9 protein-coding genes and 2 pseudogenes are annotated in these 16647 nt (G+C 41.0%); 1 reads left to right on the forward strand and 10 read right to left on the reverse strand.

Annotated features, from left to right (window positions below; genetic code table 11):
* Window positions 1-240 precede the first annotated feature (240 nt).
* The 6 genes from ezrA to K1I67_RS07810 all read right to left on the reverse strand — a co-directional run bounded on the left by ezrA (window position 241) and on the right by K1I67_RS07810 (window position 8955).
* Window positions 241-1968 (reverse strand): septation ring formation regulator EzrA, encoded by a 1728-nt coding sequence (gene ezrA / locus K1I67_RS07785; RefSeq protein ID WP_223339497.1) that lies wholly within the window; start codon window positions 1966-1968, stop codon window positions 241-243.
* 81 nt (window positions 1969-2049) lie between these two features.
* Window positions 2050-3996: a DNA topoisomerase (ATP-hydrolyzing) subunit B gene (gyrB, locus tag K1I67_RS07790; protein WP_000134067.1), complete on the reverse strand. Its 1947-nt coding sequence runs from the start codon at window positions 3994-3996 to the stop codon at window positions 2050-2052.
* A 21-nt stretch (window positions 3997-4017) separates the two neighbouring features.
* Complete coding sequence (locus K1I67_RS07795; RefSeq protein ID WP_223339498.1) at window positions 4018-4581, reverse strand: HAD family hydrolase; 564 nt, start codon at window positions 4579-4581, stop codon at window positions 4018-4020.
* A 105-nt stretch (window positions 4582-4686) separates the two neighbouring features.
* A complete protein-coding gene (locus tag K1I67_RS07800; RefSeq protein ID WP_223339499.1) occupies window positions 4687-5238 on the reverse strand; it encodes a DJ-1 family glyoxalase III in 552 nt (183 codons plus the stop codon).
* Between the two features lie 10 nt (window positions 5239-5248).
* Window positions 5249-6472, reverse strand: coding sequence for an FtsW/RodA/SpoVE family cell cycle protein (locus K1I67_RS07805; RefSeq protein WP_223339500.1), 1224 nt, complete (start codon window positions 6470-6472; stop codon window positions 5249-5251).
* Window positions 6473-6504: 32 nt separating this feature from the next.
* Complete coding sequence (locus K1I67_RS07810) at window positions 6505-8955, reverse strand: bifunctional DnaQ family exonuclease/ATP-dependent helicase (RefSeq protein ID WP_317628369.1); 2451 nt, start codon at window positions 8953-8955, stop codon at window positions 6505-6507.
* A 121-nt stretch (window positions 8956-9076) separates the two neighbouring features.
* On the opposite strand from K1I67_RS07810, the gene K1I67_RS07815 reads away from it, so the two are divergent.
* The gene (locus tag K1I67_RS07815) at window positions 9077-9262 is read left to right on the forward strand and encodes a hypothetical protein (protein WP_223339502.1); all 186 of its coding nucleotides are present in this window, start codon (window positions 9077-9079) and stop codon (window positions 9260-9262) included.
* A 23-nt stretch (window positions 9263-9285) separates the two neighbouring features.
* Here the strand turns inward: K1I67_RS07815 and K1I67_RS07820 are convergent, their stop codons facing one another.
* The 4 genes and pseudogenes from K1I67_RS07820 to K1I67_RS10160 all read right to left on the reverse strand — a co-directional run.
* Window positions 9286-10134 carry an NAD(P)H-hydrate dehydratase gene (locus K1I67_RS07820; RefSeq protein ID WP_223339503.1) on the reverse strand — a complete coding sequence of 283 codons (849 nt, stop codon included), beginning with the start codon at window positions 10132-10134 and terminating at the stop codon, window positions 9286-9288.
* A 3-nt stretch (window positions 10135-10137) separates the two neighbouring features.
* Window positions 10138-10962, reverse strand: a complete 825-nt coding sequence (locus tag K1I67_RS07825) for a phosphate ABC transporter ATPase (RefSeq protein WP_223339504.1) — start codon at window positions 10960-10962, stop codon at window positions 10138-10140.
* Between the two features lie 127 nt (window positions 10963-11089).
* Window positions 11090-16180: pseudogene (locus K1I67_RS07830) on the reverse strand (SIALI-17 repeat-containing surface protein); the annotation flags it as partial.
* A 291-nt stretch (window positions 16181-16471) separates the two neighbouring features.
* A pseudogene (locus K1I67_RS10160) lies at window positions 16472-16540 on the reverse strand (YSIRK-type signal peptide-containing protein); the annotation flags it as partial.
* Window positions 16541-16647 lie beyond the last annotated feature (107 nt).

A 16647-nucleotide genomic window follows, 5' to 3' on the forward strand; every position in this document is an offset into this window, starting at 1 on the left:
CTTCACAAGTTAATTTCATAATAAAAACACCCCAAAAGTTAGATTTTCTTTTGTCTAACTTTTGGGGTGCAGTTCAAGATCCCTACCTCACTTTTTATTTACAATCAAACTTTGACGCAGTAGCTGATTGGACTTTTTGTTCGTCTTTTAGACTCCAAAAACTCCAAATCATCTTCGCGGGGCTGGGACTACGAAATCGAGACTTTGTCTACCGATTTCTGTCCCACCGCCTTTTCTTAATTAAAATCGAATGATTTCTCTTGTTTTTTCATATGAGGAAACAAAGCGATTTGTTACCCCTGGTTCAGCAACTTCCAAAGCTTGGGAAATCTTTTCGAAAGATGCTTGATAATCAAAGGCATTTTCAAAGATTTCTAAAGATTCATGGAAGGCTTGTTGAATCCCTTCATCAAATGATCTGTAGCGATTAGAATATTGAAGCAATTGCTCTGTCAAGGTTGCATATTGCACAATACTGTAAGTTTCTGTTTCCAAAACTTCCATATCATGTGATGCGATTTCTAGGATACGATTAACAGACTCAATGTTGACTTGTGACTGTTCTAACTCTGCCATCAAATCCTCAGTACTATGGCTAGCAGCAAAGAACAATTTCAAGAAGTTCTGTGGAATTCCTGGAAGATTTCTCTTTTCCATGTAGCGCTTAATCGTGTGGAGGCGATTGACGTAAACATTTGCCTTTTGACGAGCATTAACATCATCTTTTTCAATCTGTACTAAACGTTCGCTCACTGAAACTTGATCATCTTCAATTTCCTTTAATGTAGCTTGAACATTTTCTAAACGTTCTTCCAAGACAGAGTAAGCTTCTGAATATTCCTCTTGTTCTGAAGTCAAATCGCTAACTGTAAGTTCTAGGGAATCCAAATCCACTTGAAGACGACGAACATGATTGACATCACTCTCAGCCATCAAGTAGGTCTTGCTCAAACGCTCGATATCTTTCACCAAGACTTGGTTGTTGTCTTTTAAATGGTCAAGATAAGTTGGAAGTGTTGACAACAAGTTTTCAACAACTTTTTGAGAAGCAATCTCTCGTGTGAAAATATTATAGAGAGCATTGATTTCTTCTTGAATCTGATTATTTTCATATTCAGCATTGTCCAATTCCAATTTTTTAATATTTTCTTGGTTGTTCTTCAATGCTTCATACAATAACTGCAAACGTGATTCAATGTCAGTTTCTACAAAGTGATAGTTGGCATCAAGCAACTTACGATAGCCAGCCTCTAGATCTTCAAGTTGATCAGGGAGTTCAGTCGTTAGTTTAGTAACAATTGCTGGAATTCTCTCTACGATATGTGTCAAAGCGAGAATATGATTTTCAGCATTATCCAAAATTCCTGCTGCTTCAACTGGATCTCCTGAGGAGTTTAGAGTCACAAATTGAGAAAATTCAGATTGGATGTTCTCCAATTGTTTTTCAATTTCAGGAAGTGCTTGACCATATTTCTCAGAATCTTCTGCGACTGTTTTCTGCAGGCTTTCAAATAAATCTAAAGCATGCAAGACACGACCACTGTTTTTGGATTCTTGTTTTTCGAGATCTGCCAAAGCATTTCGAATGGAAGCAATATCTTCTTCGATAAGGGCAATCTGGCTTTCAATTTGATCAATTTTGTGTTGAGCTTTCAAGAAGCGAAATGAATTATTGTACCCTTCTGCTTCAAACAGATTGTTCTCAATATCTGCAAATGAGTTGAGTGATAGGTCTACCCATTTTTGATTCCACTCTCTAAATGCAATCTGACTTTGACCAATCAGATGCATATTCTTAACAGCTTCTACTTCATCGTTAACTGGAAGGTTATACAACTCTTCCTTTCTTTCTTCTAATACTGCGAGCCTCTTTTCATTGCGTTTGCGTAACAAAACTGCCACAACATATGCAATAATCAGAAGAGCCGCGATTGCAATCATAGTAATAATCAACAGATTATCAGACATATCAAACTCCTTTTTATACATGAAACAATTGTAATGATTATATCATATTTTTCAAACCATGGGAACTATTTCCCAATTTTTTTAAACGTCAAGCGTACTGTAGACCGCATTTTCTTCGATAAATTCTCGACGTGGTTCTACACGGTCCCCCATGAGCATATCAAAGATTTTATCTGCTTCTGCAGCATCATCAACTGATACACGCGCCATGAGACGATGTTCTGGGTTCATGGTTGTTTCCCAAAGTTGATGGTCATCCATTTCTCCAAGACCTTTATAACGCTGAATAGTTGGTTTTGAACGTCCTTCACTATAGCGAGCTAAGGCTTCCTGTAGACGGATTTCTTGATCTGCTCCAGGTTGGATGTATTCTTTAATTTCACTGCCGACCTTAACACCGTAAATTGGTGGTTGAGCGATATAAACATAACCTGCTTCTAAAACGGGTTTCATATAACGATAAATCAAGGTTAACAAGAGGGTACGGATGTGAGCTCCATCGACATCGGCATCCGTCATGATAACGAGTTTTTGGTAACGGGCCTTGCTAACATCAAATTCAGCACCAAAGCCTGTTCCCATAGCTGTGAAAAGGCTACGGATTTCTTCATTGGCAAGGATTTTATCCATGCTGGCCTTTTCAACGTTGAGGATTTTACCGCGAATCGGTAAAATCGCTTGAAATTCACGGTCACGACCAGACTTTGCAGAACCTCCCGCTGAATCTCCTTCGACGATGAAAAGTTCAGTTTCAGCTGGATTGTTTGAAGAACAGTCTGCCAATTTCCCTGGAAGGTTTGAAATCTCTAAACCAGATTTCTTCCGAGTAACCTCACGCGCACGCTTGGCTGCTACACGCGCCTTAGCTGCCAAAATCCCTTTTTCAACAATCCGCTTAGCAATCTGTGGATTTTCCATTAGAAAGTCTGAAAATGCTTCACTAAAGAGGCGATTGGTGATCTTGACAACTTCACTATTTCCAAGTTTAGTTTTCGTTTGTCCTTCAAACTGAGGATTTGGATGTTTAACCGAGATTACCGCTGTCAAGCCTTCACGGACATCCTCACCTGTTAGATTATCTTCATTGTCTTTGAGGAGTTTGTTTTTACGAGCGTAGTCATTGATGACACGAGTTAGGGCTGTACGGAAACCTTGTTCATGTGTTCCACCTTCATGTGTATGAATGTTATTGGCGAAACTCATGACATTTTCATGGTAACCAGTTGTGTACTGCATGGCTACTTCAACTGTGATGTCATCCATTTCTCCATCAGTGTAGATTGGCGTATCAAAGATTACATCTTTGTTTTCATTGATATACTCAACGTAACTCGCAATCCCACCTTCGTAGTGGTAGTGTCTTGTTTGTTCAAGTCCCTCACGTTTGTCAGTGATGGAGATTTGAAGGCCACGGTTCAAAAAGGCTAGCTCCTGAATTCGCTTGTTTAATTTATCAAAATCAAAAGTTGTTGTTTCTGTAAAAATCTCTGGGTCTGGCGTGAAGTGTACTGTTGTACCTGTTTTATCTGTATCTCCAATCACCTCAAGGTCAGCAACAACATGTCCACGACGGTATTCTTGGTAATGAATCTTTCCGTTTTTATGAACACGAACATCCAACTGAGTTGAGAGGGCATTTACAACCGATGAACCTACACCGTGGAGTCCACCAGAAACCTTGTATCCGCCACCGCCAAATTTACCTCCAGCGTGAAGAACGGTAAAGACAGTTTCAACGGCAGGACGGCCTGTCTTTTCTTGAATATCAACAGGGATACCACGTCCATCATCAACAACCGTGATAGAGTCATCTGGCTCAATAAAGACCTGAATATGACTAGCAAATCCCGCCAAGGCCTCATCGATAGAGTTATCAACGATTTCCCAGACTAGGTGGTGAAGGCCTTCTTTTGAAGTCGATCCGATATACATTCCAGGACGCATACGAACGGCTTCCAGACCTTCCAAAACTTGAATCTGACTGGCATCATAATCCTGTGCCTGTTGGTTTTTGATTTCTTCTGTCATTTTTTCCCTTTTTCTTTTTTCTTACATTTCTAATGCTTGTCTCAATGTCACGATATTTTTAAAGAGATGCGTCGCTAAGCCTGCTGCTTGTCCAGCTTCAATATCGATAGAACGGTCACCAATAACGATACCAGAACTAATCTTATACTTATCTCGCAAATAGATCATAGACTCTGGATTTGGTTTTCTCTTAAAACCAGAGCTAGCTGTTACTACTTCTGTAAAATAGCCAGCAATACCTGTCTTTTCAAGAATATCCAAAACTTGGTCATTGCGATGCGAAACTAAAAAGTTCCGTCCTCCCTGATCTGAGATTTCCTCCAATAAAGCAGGTACTCCCTCAAACAAGGCAGGATGCTCAAGCTCTCGCGCTTCATTTTCCTTGTATTTTTCTAAAAAATGCTCTATTGTTGGGGCAAATTGGTCAATCGCAAAAGCAGTTGACACTTTCAAGGCATTGTAAACTTTATCATGTTCTTCTTCGATTCCAAATTGAGCTAATGTTTCCACAAAAGCCGCGGTCGAAGTCTCATAATTATCAAGTAAAGTTCCACCTAAATCCCAGATGTAATCGTGATATTTCATACCCTTCATTATAGCATTTTTTTATCAAAAAAGCGACGATTTCCTTCTATTTTAACAGTAAAAAACGAGAAGAATCCCCTAATTGATAGATTCCTCTCGTTTTAGTTAATCTATTCCAAACACATCACGATAGAGCATGGCTTCTCTCAAAGCATTTGCATCTCCACCAAGTTGTTCTACTAAGTTATAAGCAAAGGCAAGGGCAGTTGCTGGACCGCGACTGGTAGTCAACTGACCATCGACAACTACTGTTTCCTTGCGATAGTGACCATCAGCAATTTGCTCTTGGACACCATCATAGCAGGTGAACTCTTTGTCCTTGAGGAGACCGGCTCGATTCAGTACAATTGGTGCTGCACAAATAGCTGCTACTTTTTTACCAACTTGCTCAAATTTTTGAAGTTCAGCAATCAATTGCTCATTATCACGCAAGTGAGCTGAACCTGGCATACCTCCTGGTAAGACAATCATGTCGTACTCAGATAAATCACCATCAAACACACGATCTGCTTGTACTTGGATGGCATGTGATCCCGTCACTCGAGCTTCAAAACCAACCATATGACAAGTAATATTGGCACGACGTAATACATCCACAACTGTTAGGGCTTCGATTTCTTCAAAACCATCTGCTAAGATAACTGCTACTTTAGCCATGATTTACTCCTTATTTAACTTTTTTCAAAACAACTTTCTTCCGTTTAAATCTTGTCTTACCGCTCTTTTCTTCGGCTAGATGCGTTTGATAACTCATCGATAGAAGCAATCCAACACCAATCAGATTACTGATAATGGCTGATCCCCCTTGGGAAATGAATGGTAGAGGAATCCCTGTCAGAGGTAGCAGGCCTGTCACCGCCCCAATGTTTTCAAAGATATGGAACAAGAGCATCATAATAAATCCAGTTGAAATGTAGGTATAAAATTGATTATTGGACTTCAGAGTGATTTTTAACATTCGATAGATAAGTAAGAGATAAAGTGTAATTACAAGGACAGAACCAATAAAACCAAAATCTTCTGCAATGACTGTAAAAATCATATCACTCTCACGAACGGGAATAAGGAGATTAGATACATTAAATCCTTGACCAAATAAACCTCCACTTCCGATGGCGATTTGCCCTTGGGCCTGTTGATAGGTGGTCGTTTGTGCATAATCAAAGGGATTGAGCCAAGCAAGGATACGGTTGATCTGATAGGTTGGCATCCCGATCTGATGCATAAAGGCACGCCCATCTTTTGTGATGAAAATTGCCAAAAATCCTGCAATTCCTGATACAACTGTCGCAAAAATTGGAATGATAATTTTCCAAGAAACACCAGAGAGCAAGACGAGTCCAGCAAAGATGGCGACAAAAACCAAGGCCGTTCCTAAGTCACTCTGCAAGGCCAGTAAAACTAAGACTGGCAGTGTGAAGACAATCAACCACAATATCAAGTGAAAGTCTAATGCAATCGTACGTTCTTTTTCCTTATGTTTTTGTGTGAATTGGACAATGACCCGAGCCAAGATTAAAATATAGGAAATTTTCATGAATTCGGAAGGTTGGAAAAGTGTCACTCCTCCAATTGACACCCAGTTTTTAGCCCCTGTTGCCGCCACCAAATTGGGATTGTAAAAAATCAAGGGTAAAACCATGAGGACTAGACCTAGAGCGTAGAGATAGGGAGTCGCCTGCCATAAAAATTTTGTATTAAAAAACATGACTACAAAGCTGATGATAATCCCCAAGACGATCCATGCTAGTTGCTGACCGAGAATAGGCCAAATATTTTGAGGATAGTCATGGCTGACAGCTATGTAAATAGCTACCACTCCAATCACCAGCAAACAGAATACTGGTAAAATCAAACTATAATCGACCCGAGAGTCGAGAGAACGTTTCATAAAGGTCTCCTTCATTCTTTCAGATGTTTATTTTATTTTTTGTGTAAAAATTCTTGAACTTTTGAGAATACTTGCTCTTTGCCAACTTCTCTCACTCGACTAGTCTGTGACAAGGCCTTGCTAATCTGCTTTCCATATCGTTTGCTTGTCATTCGGCTATCCAAGATAAGGACAGATGAGCGTTGTCCAAGCCGACGCATGGTTCTACCAATCGCTTGTTTGAGGCGGATAATAGCCATTGGAAGTTGATAGTCGTAGAAAGGATTTTTCCCTTCAAGACGGAGTTCTTGGTTCATTTTTTTAGTAAAGGGATCTTCTGGATTTTGGAAGGGCAAACGTGTCACCACTTCAATCACTCGAGGATGAGTCACAAAATCAACTCCCTCCCAAAAACTACCTGTCCCTAGTAATAGTCGAGAGTCTCCTCTTTCAAATCGTTTCTTGAGTTGAGCAGGATCTCCGTTCTTATATTGGGCTAGATGAGACAGAGATAGAGAGTCTGACACCTGCAGCAAAAGGTCTTTTGAAGTGAATAAAACGAGCATAGGTTTTTCAAGATAAGACAAGTCTTCCAGGACTTCTACAAGAGCCTGAGCATAGTCTTCTTGAGAAGTTTCTGTCACCAATGGAAAATCCTTGACGACCAAGATTTCTTGATTTTCTTGAAAATTCTCATCCAGTCTGTCAAAGGCTGCATGTGGAAATCCCATTAGTTCAGGTAAAGATACTCTGCTACTAATTTCCAAGGTTGCAGAGACAGCTAAGAGCTGACAGCTTTCTGGAAAAATCTCAGAAAAGAGCAGACGTTGATTGCGACTGGAAGAAATGACAACCTTCTTGCTAGACAAGTCTGAGGCTGATAGCCAAAATTCTCCATCCGTGCAGAAAAATCGCTGATAATCTTGGAAACCTGGAACTTCTAACTCTGAGAAATCCTGTTGGAGCTGTGCCATTGTTGTCGCCGGGCACATTCTTCGTTTACCAGATAGGAACTGATCCATCAAGTGACAAAGCTCAAAGCGAATACTCTCCATCAAGCGTTTTTGAAGCGTCCCTTCTTCTCGAACTAAGGCTTGATCTAGCTGGTCAACTATGTCGTTTAAAACGAAACTCTTCTGTAAAAGATTTTCCAAAGATAATAAGATCTTCTGGGCCTCATCCAAGATCAAGAGACGGCCCTCTAGTAGACTGGGATCGTCCTCAAGTCGGGTAACGAGATAAGCATGATTGGTCACAAGTAGCTGGCAAGAGCGAGCTTTTTTCTGCCCCCGTCTCCAAAAATCCTCTAGCCAAAAGAGAGAAGCTTTGGGAAAATTACCATCATGCACCAAGTTTGGTAAAAACTGCTGGTAGCGATAAAGTTGTCCAATCTCATCTAAATCTCCAGTTTCTGTTTCGGTCAACCAAACTAGAAGTTGCATCTTGAAACGTGTGTACAAGCGATTGGATTCTTCTTCCTCTAGCGCATGATGAAAGGCATCTAGTTTCAGATAATTCTGTGGTCCTTTAAGACTATGAATCGAAAGGTGAAAAACCTCTTCCAATCTACGAGCCTCTTCTTGCATCACTTGATTTTGTAGAACTTTAGTAGGAACACTGAGAAGGATTCCTTTTTCGTTTTCTAGTGATAAGGCTGGCAGGAGATAGCCGTAGGTTTTTCCAATTCCAGTCTGAGCTTGTACAAAGGCAATTTTCTCATTCTGTAGAAAATCTTGAACCTTTTGAGCAAAGCTAGCTTGCGGGGCTCTATCTTCCAAATCCAACAAGGCAATATTGGTCTGGAAATCTTTTGATAGTTTTCGTGGAGAAAGGGCTGGCTTTTCTTTTCTTAAAAATAAACCTTGCACCTCTACCAAGTCATGTTCAACTAGGATCGACTGCTTCTGATAAACTTCCTCAATGACCAGATAAGACTCATATAATAAACCATCTGACAAACTTAACAAGCGTTCCAACAAGCCTTTTGGCAATTGAAACATTTTTTGCCGCATACAGAGAAAGAGTTCTGCTGTTGCTTGAGCATCTGATAGGGCAGTATGGGCTTTTTCTAGTGAAATACCCAACTCTTGACAGAGAATCCCCAGGTTGTATTTTTCAAGCTGAGGATAAAAAACCTGAGCCAACTCGACTGTATCGATACGGGGAGTGCGCAATTCATAGCCCTCAAAAAAGAGAAATTCTGCCAACAAATTGGCATCGAACTGGACATTGTGCGCAACAAAAACACCGTCCTTGACCAAGTCAAAAATTTTTCCAGCCACCTGAGAAAACTCTGGTGCCTCTGCTAGTCGCTGGTCGGTCAAGCCCGTTAATTCTTTGATATGAGAATCCAAAGGTTCGTGGGGATTGACATCCGTGGCATATTGGTCAACAATCTCGCCATTTTCAATGACCACGATTCCTACTTGGATAATTTTTGCCTTGCTTCCGGTACTGGTCGCTTCTAAATCCACGACAACGTACCGATCATTTCTAAACTTCATCATTAAAAATTATATCAAAATTTACACCATTTGACATCCATGAACTTTATTGGAAGGGTCAAGTTTCTTGCAAGTTTTTTCAAAAAATGATTGAATAGAAGTGTAGAAAAGGAGGGACATCATGAACCCATTAGATTTGTTTAATCAAGTAAAAGAGCTAATCGAGAAAAAAGATTTGGCTGCAGCAAAAACCTTTATCGAAGAAAATAAGGACCAACTCGGTGAATATCTTAACCAAGCACAAGCTTTGGTTTCAGGATCAGAAGGACTTGACGGTCTTGTTGATAAGGTCAAAGGCCTCTTCTAATCCTTAAAAGGCACCTGAAAAATTCAGGTGCCTTTTTGTATTTTCTTCATGAAGGCTGGGATATATTGACTGATCGTGGTTGGCAGAACTACAAAATTGTCCTCAGCCAGTTCTTGGGCAATTGCTGAATGTAAATAGGTCGCTACTGTCACTCTTTCATAGAGACTTGCTTGGGGAAATTGACCTGCAAAACCGGCAATCATCCCAGCTAAGGTATCTCCCATTCCCCCAGTCGCTTGATAGGGACCTCCAACTTCCAGCTGATAAAAATCAGTTTGATCAGCTTGCCAGATTCGAGTAGCTGGACCTTTTTGAACCAAAATCGTTCCTGAAGGAAATCTCATCAAAGCCTCTCCTGTTTCCTCAGCTCCTTGAGAAGTCAATTCTAATCCTGACAAGACTTGCCATTCCCTTTGGTGAGGCGTTAAAACAAGCTGAGCTTTAGGAAATTTCATTCCCGTCTTAGCAAAAATGGATAAGGCTCCGCCATCCAGTATGATAGTCTGGTCTTGATTTAAATGATGAAAGACTGTTTGGAGAAGCTTTTCTCCACGCTTATCATCCACTAGTCCAGGTCCAACCAAGACAATGTTAGCCTTCTGCAACTGTTGCTCAAGCAATTGCTTATCATCAAGAACAAAAGCCATAGCCTCCGGAAGATGGCTATGCAGAGCTGGAATATTCTCTTTATCCGTAGCTACTGTAACCAATCCTGCGCCACTTCTAACAGCCCCTAAGGCAGCCATAATAATCGCTCCCCCATAGGGATAAGTCCCTCCAATCAAGAGAAGATGACCATAGTCTCCCTTATGACTAGAACGAGGACGCTCAATGATAACTTTTTTCAGTAGAGCTTGATCAATCTTTTTCATACACTACCCCTTTAACTTATCCTTACCATGTAGTACTTGATTAACCTTAGTATTCCAAGCCTGTACCCCTTCTCCCTCATAGTCTAGGTAAATCACTCTAGCTTGTAATTGACAAGGAATCAAACCTTCAAAACAAGACTTATCTTTTGAAGGAATAACACACAAATGAAGAAAGGTATCCAAATCTAAACTATCTCTTACCTTCGCAACATGATAGCCATCAAACATATAGCCTGGTGCTTGAATTAATTCTTCATACAGAAAATGAAAACTAACGCCAGGAATGAACTTTTCTTGTAATTCCTCCTCAGACGGTGCCCGTCCTAACAAACGCTCCATAGCGAGTCGGTAACCCGAAGTCGTATTAGACCATCCGAACATGATATAGTCAAAATAGTCTGCTGGATCAGAAGCTGCATTACGACTATCTGTAACTAGCTCAGCCCCACTTTTACCAAATACTTTTACCGCCGACATGAGTTTTCCAGCCTGAAAAATAGCCTGAGCCGCCTCAACTGTACAAGTATGACTACAATAATTTGAAGTAACCAACTTCCTCTGGATATCATAGGTAGAAGCTACAAGGCGATGACTTGGCCTGTACGGAGGAAAAAAGCTATGCTCTTGCAAGTAATCATGAATTTGTATATTTAATTCATGATTCTCACATTCCACAATGGTCTGACGATGATGGTCCTGTTCGTAAGCAATAAACTTTGCTAGCTTCTCCAATTCCCATTCTTTAATCTGAGGATAGTTTTCAAGAGCAAATTGATACATTCCATCCCACTGGAGACTAAAATCTGCATTACAAACTTTTACAATCATGGTCCTTCTCCTCACATTCTCTTACTTTCATTATACACCTCACTACTCAATTAATAAAGGAGAAGACTATGCTATCTTCTCCTTCTTTTATAATGATTTGCTTTTTCAGAGCTATGAGTTATCAACCTTACTTTTCTTTACGTTTAACTGTTAGTAGAGCTACTGATAAAACAAGACTGAGACTTGCTAGGAAGACAGCTGTATCAGATCGACTTTCACCTGTTTCTGGAAGTATTGGTGAATCTACTTTCTCTGAAGCATTTTCAAAGTTTTCTCCCTTAACTACTGGTTCATGAGCTTGTTCTACTGATTCTACTGGTTCTTGGTTTTGTTCTTTATAGACAATCGCATAAAGTCCTAGATCTTTAGTTGTAAATTCAATCATATCACCTACAAGCGTCACCTTTTGAACCTGTAAGCCTTGATCTAAGCTCATGTGATAAACTCCTTGAACCTGACCCTTGACTGGCAATCTCACTAGAACAGCACCTTTAAGTTCAACTTCTTGGTTGTCCTTATCTAGCAATTTCACTTGATAAGCATCATAGTGTTTACCAGCTAATTCTTGTCGTAGAACCTTTTTCACTTGAAGCTTGAGATTAGCATCTAAGTCTTGAGATAGCCCTGCTACCAGAACTCCAGTTTCCTTATCAGTCAAGATACGGACCTCTTCGGCTGGTTTAACAAGACTTGGTGCAGGCTCATTTCCAGCTGTAGCCAATGTCCCTGTATATTCTGGTAATTCATTCTTAGCGGCTTCTACTGCATTGACACCACCCTCAAATTCTGGGATTTCTACTACTGGAGCTGGTTCGTCACCTACTGTGCCAACTGCCTCTGTGTATTCTGGCAATTCATGCTTAGCGGCTTTTACTGCATTGACACCACCCTCAAATTCTGGAACTTCTACTACCGGAGCTGGCTCATCGCCTACTGTGCCGATTGCATCTGTGTACTCTGGCAACTCATGCTTAGCGGCTTCTACTGCATTGACACCACCTTCAAATTCTGGCACTTCTACTACCGGAGCTGGATCCTCACCTGCTGTGCCAACTGCCTCTGTGTATTCTGGCAATTCATGCTTAGCGGCTTCTACTGCATTGACACCACCTTCAAATTCTGGCACTTCTACCACTGGAGCTGGTTCGTCTCCTTTACTTGTTGTCGGTGCTGGATCGTTTTCCACTTCTTGATAGAAAGTAGTCATTTCGTAGAACTCTGGTTCTCCACCTTCCCAAGAAACTTTTACATCGAGAATCCGTGGATTTTTTCCTGAAAGGGCAAAGGTTTGGAAACTTGATCTTACTTCACCCAAATTTTTCCATACTGATTCACCAGCATCATCCAAGGTACGAACTTGGACATTTACTTTTGCACCTTCTGGCAAGTCAGCAATCAAGCGAACATGATTGACCTTGGTTTCTTCAGATAAATGATAAACAAGCTCTCCTTTATCTTCAGTAGCTGCATAGCTTGTCAAGACATTTCCGTCAGTCATATTTTTCTTCAGGTTATCCGCTGCTTCGCTACCAGTTCCTGTCACTGTAGGATTATTTTCAGGATTGATAAATTCACCATCATTAATCACGATTTCGCTAAATCCTACAAAACGAGCATTATAATCCGCTGTAAAGAGAACACGCATAAACTTAGCAGTTACAGGTTTATCCAGAACACCTTCGATATAACGGTTGCCTGGGTTAGCAGAATCATGTGTCCAGCCGTCGGTCAAGGAATTATCACGAATTTCATTTTCCACACCATCTCCGACTGTTACAACATCCGTCCAATTCTTACCATCTTCACTGACTTGAATCTTTCCATCACGCAAATAATTACGCTGAGCATCCTGAATATAGGCACGAATCTTCTTGATGTGACGAGTGGTGCCTAGTTTCATGACAATTTCCCCGTTTTTACGTTGGTAATCAGAAAATTCTACAAAATTATTAAAGTCCCCATCAAATAGTTGACCAAGGTTGTGTACGCGACGAACATCATTAGCACCATAATATTGGTGGATACCCATAGTGGTTGATAAGAGTTCAGTTGGATCCACTTCTTTTGTCTTGACGACTAATTTTCCAGTAGGAAACGCTTGGTCTTTATCTGTCTTGTTCACGATACGTACATAGCGTACCAAGGCGTGTTCTGGAAGTTGGTCAGCGCTCATCCATTCCACTTCATTTGCTGAATATTCCAGTGTCAAACCTGTTTCACCTGCACCTTCAAGTGCAATTGAACTAGCTTCATGGAGGCGGTCCAATTTCAAGCCAAGATAGCCATTTGCTGGAAGATGATTCCCTTGAGGTAAGGTCATTTCATAACGACCACGACTGTCCACTACTGGCGTTTCCTTCAGGCTGTCGACATTGGTGACGGTCAAATCAGTATTTGGTGTATCGACGTCAACTCTAAAGTCCGCAATTCTCCACCATTTGCTGAGAAGCTGTGTATTACGAACACGAACGTATTGTGCTGTGAAGTTTTGGCTAATATCTGAAATTCGATCCCCAGCTAAGGTCTGAAGTGTCTTCCAGTTTGTACCGTCTGTAGAATATTCGATGATACCAGCTGCTAGTTTGTCACTTTCCCCTTGAACTAGATGAACATGTTTCACTTTCTTAGCTCCACCCAAGTCCATTTGAACCCAAGCATTTTCTGGAGTCACATTCGTTTGATTGGCATGAGCCATCATAGATTCGGTGTTATCTTTGCCATCTTGCATTTGAAGCACACTGGTTCCATACTTGTAAACCAGGTTTGGACTTAGAGTAATGGTCCCTTTTACCTTCTTGCTTCCAAGTTCGAGCGGTCTATTGACAGCAATCTCACGCATGGCAAGCCAAGCATTATCCTTCTTAGCAGTGGCACGCATACGAACTGCTTGTGCCGTAATATCAAGATTGGTAAATTCAAGCGTCCGTTCTCTGCCTGTGTAGGCTGGACTTGTGAGAGCCACCCAGTCCCCTTGCTCATTTTGATACTCGACAAGGGCATTTCCAAAAGTATAATTATCGGCTGTCTTTGTTCCTGTAGCAAAACCTAGCGTATGGACCTTAATGGCTTTATTGAAACGAAGTCCTACATAATCATCTCGTTCAATAACGGTTGTCGTCTTGACAATCGCATGAGTATCCAAGTCTCCATCTGTTACTTCTGCAAGACCTCCTTCAATCCCCGCACGGTTGGTAATAAAGGTGGTCACAAGTTTATCTGGATGCAGCATAGTCTGGATATGCGTAGCCAAGTATTCCTTTAAGTTATTGATAAATGGACGAATATGTTGCACTCCAAACTCTGCCCGTTCATAATGGTCTACATAGAAGAAGGAATAACTAATGGACTGATCGTAATACTTAACCCCAGCATAGTAATGCTCCCATACTTTAGCATCATTCTTTTCAGCCAGACCTTCTGTCGCTGTCAGCAAGGCTTCTAAAGCATCCATCTGATCCACTGTATTGTCTAACCAGTAGTGGATTTGGTCAATAAGCTTCTTATCTCCTTTTTCTTTCAGAAGGAGGGCGTCAGCCTTCAAGTTTGCAAAGATATCCTTTAATTCTTTTCTCTCTGCATCTACATTTTGACCAGCCTTCAATTTGTTATAAAAGTCTGTCAATTTAGGTGCAAGCTCAACAGATTCTTCCAATTTTGTGACATGTGGAGGACGGTTTTGGTTGCGCATATGCTTGCCAAGTTCACGAAAGGCTTTTGATACTTCGCTTTCTTCAAAGTTTCCATTGACCACATAGTTAAAGGCTACATCATTGATTTTTTCAGCTTCTTCCGCACTTCTCCATTGCTTCCAACCATACTGAGCCACATCAAAGAGGGCTACCTTTGAAGCTTCGGATTGTTGCATCGGATTTAGCATAATGCCCTGAGCCAAGGACAAATCAACATTGGGATGTAAGAATTTTTCACCACCACCTAGAATCAAGTGTTGCTTGGTATTATCATTACAAGGCCAGTTAATCCAGAAATGAATCGGACGATACTTCTTGCCACCTTCTGTCAAATTCTTCTTCAAATTTGTTAGGAAGGTTTGATCAACTGCCCCCCATACCTTACCCCCTGTTAAGGTTAAATGAACCGTTTCTGGAAGGCGTTCGTTGAGCGTACGAAGTTCATCTTCTGTCCCTTGTCCCATATACCAAGCTGGCACGAAAATCATATCTTTACGAAGGCCACTGTATTTTGTTTCTTGTTCAGTTAGCCAATTTGTCAAATCAGTCATTAAACGAACATAACTATTGTAGCCACCAGCAGGCCAGGCTGCATCATCAGCTAGAACCCCAAATTCACGCACACCTGCATCCAGCAATTGGGTGAATTTCGCTTTAATGACATCTAAATCCTGTTTATATAATTCATCCGTGTCAAAACGCATCTTGTTATGCATAAATGGATGGATGGTCCATACATAGCGAGTTTTTGTTTCATTCCCCACACGAGCTAGATCACGAATCTCTGACATTTTTTCTTCTGGATAGAGTTCACGCCATTTAGCATTGTGATAGGGATCGTCTTTTGGCGCAAAGAAGTACTGAGTTAGCTTCAAGTCGCCACCATAGCGCATCAACTCCTCACGGTTTTCCTTGGTCCAAGGATTTCCATAATAGCCTTCGATAAAGCCACGGTTCTTCACTTCTGCATAGTCTTCTACTGTCACATCTCGAAGAACTGGGACAGGACTCTCCTTAAGCATTTGTTTCAAGGTTGTTAGTCCAAAGAAGACAGCATCGGTATCCTTTCCGACGATCGAAATCTTATTGTCCTTCACGCGCAAGACATAGGCATCAATTTTATCGTATAATTCAGACGAAATATCTTGGACTTCTTTTTCTGCCAGAGGAGCTTTCCCACGCACTCCAAGGAAAATGTTGGTCGCCCCTTCTGTAGCTTTTGTACTGGTAGTGTAAGATACATTACTAGCTTGGAGAACTTCTTTGGCACGGTTACGTGTATAGATATCTAAGCCATCGCTAAAGACCAGGTTTACCTTTCCTTCTAGAGCAGTAACCCCATCGCCATAAGTTACCTTTTGAGGTCTTGGAAATACCGTATATTCCTTTTTAGCTACTTTAGATTTTGCGGCATCAATTTCTGCTTTACTTGCAGGTTTATCTGCTGTAAATGAATCAGCTTTCTCCACCGTTCCATTTACTTCACCTGGTTTCGTAGGTTCTGTTACTGCATTGATTTCAGTAGGAGCTACTTCTGTAGAAGCATTTTCTACGGTTGTACTTTTCTCCTCTACTGTAGAATTTTTAGTTTCTACTGGTTTTGAAGAAGTTTCTTCGGTAACTTGGGACTTAGTAGCTACCTCTTCCACTTTAGTCTCTGAAACAAAGGTTGCCTCTGCACTTTTAATAGCGCCTGCCAAATCTGGTGATAACTTATCCTCTGGTGGAAGCTGTGTAAGACTTGTTTCTGCTTCTAGTGCGGGCTCTGTCTCTGCAGCTTGTACCATGCTGGCTCCAAAGATACTCGCACCAACCATTACTGAAGCTGCTCCTATTGCAAATTTTCGAATGCTATAATGACAACGTTTCTCAAAAAATTGATGATCCATCTTTCTTCTATTCCTTTCCTCCAACCACTCATCTAAGCGGTTTCATCCCTATTTTAAAAAACGGAGAGAACCTAAAGGTCCTCTCCATATGGTTGTAGCATTTTTCG

The organism is Streptococcus infantis (genome assembly GCF_019929575.1).
GTDB lineage: Bacteria > Bacillota > Bacilli > Lactobacillales > Streptococcaceae > Streptococcus > Streptococcus infantis_L.

Coding starts and splice junctions, on each gene's coding strand:
- gyrB (WP_000134067.1), bottom strand. CDS start 3,996: ATGACAGAAGAAATCAAAAACCAACAGGCACAGGATTATGATGCCAGT.
- K1I67_RS07810 (WP_317628369.1), bottom strand. CDS start 8,955: ATGAAGTTTAGAAATGATCGGTACGTTGTCGTGGATTTAGAAGCGACC.
- K1I67_RS07820 (WP_223339503.1), bottom strand. CDS start 10,134: ATGAAAAAGATTGATCAAGCTCTACTGAAAAAAGTTATCATTGAGCGT.
- K1I67_RS07800 (WP_223339499.1), bottom strand. CDS start 5,238: ATGGCTAAAGTAGCAGTTATCTTAGCAGATGGTTTTGAAGAAATCGAA.
- K1I67_RS07815 (WP_223339502.1), top strand. CDS start 9,077: ATGAACCCATTAGATTTGTTTAATCAAGTAAAAGAGCTAATCGAGAAA.
- K1I67_RS07805 (WP_223339500.1), bottom strand. CDS start 6,472: ATGAAACGTTCTCTCGACTCTCGGGTCGATTATAGTTTGATTTTACCA.
- ezrA (WP_223339497.1), bottom strand. CDS start 1,968: ATGTCTGATAATCTGTTGATTATTACTATGATTGCAATCGCGGCTCTT.
- K1I67_RS07795 (WP_223339498.1), bottom strand. CDS start 4,581: ATGAAATATCACGATTACATCTGGGATTTAGGTGGAACTTTACTTGAT.
- K1I67_RS07825 (WP_223339504.1), bottom strand. CDS start 10,962: ATGATTGTAAAAGTTTGTAATGCAGATTTTAGTCTCCAGTGGGATGGA.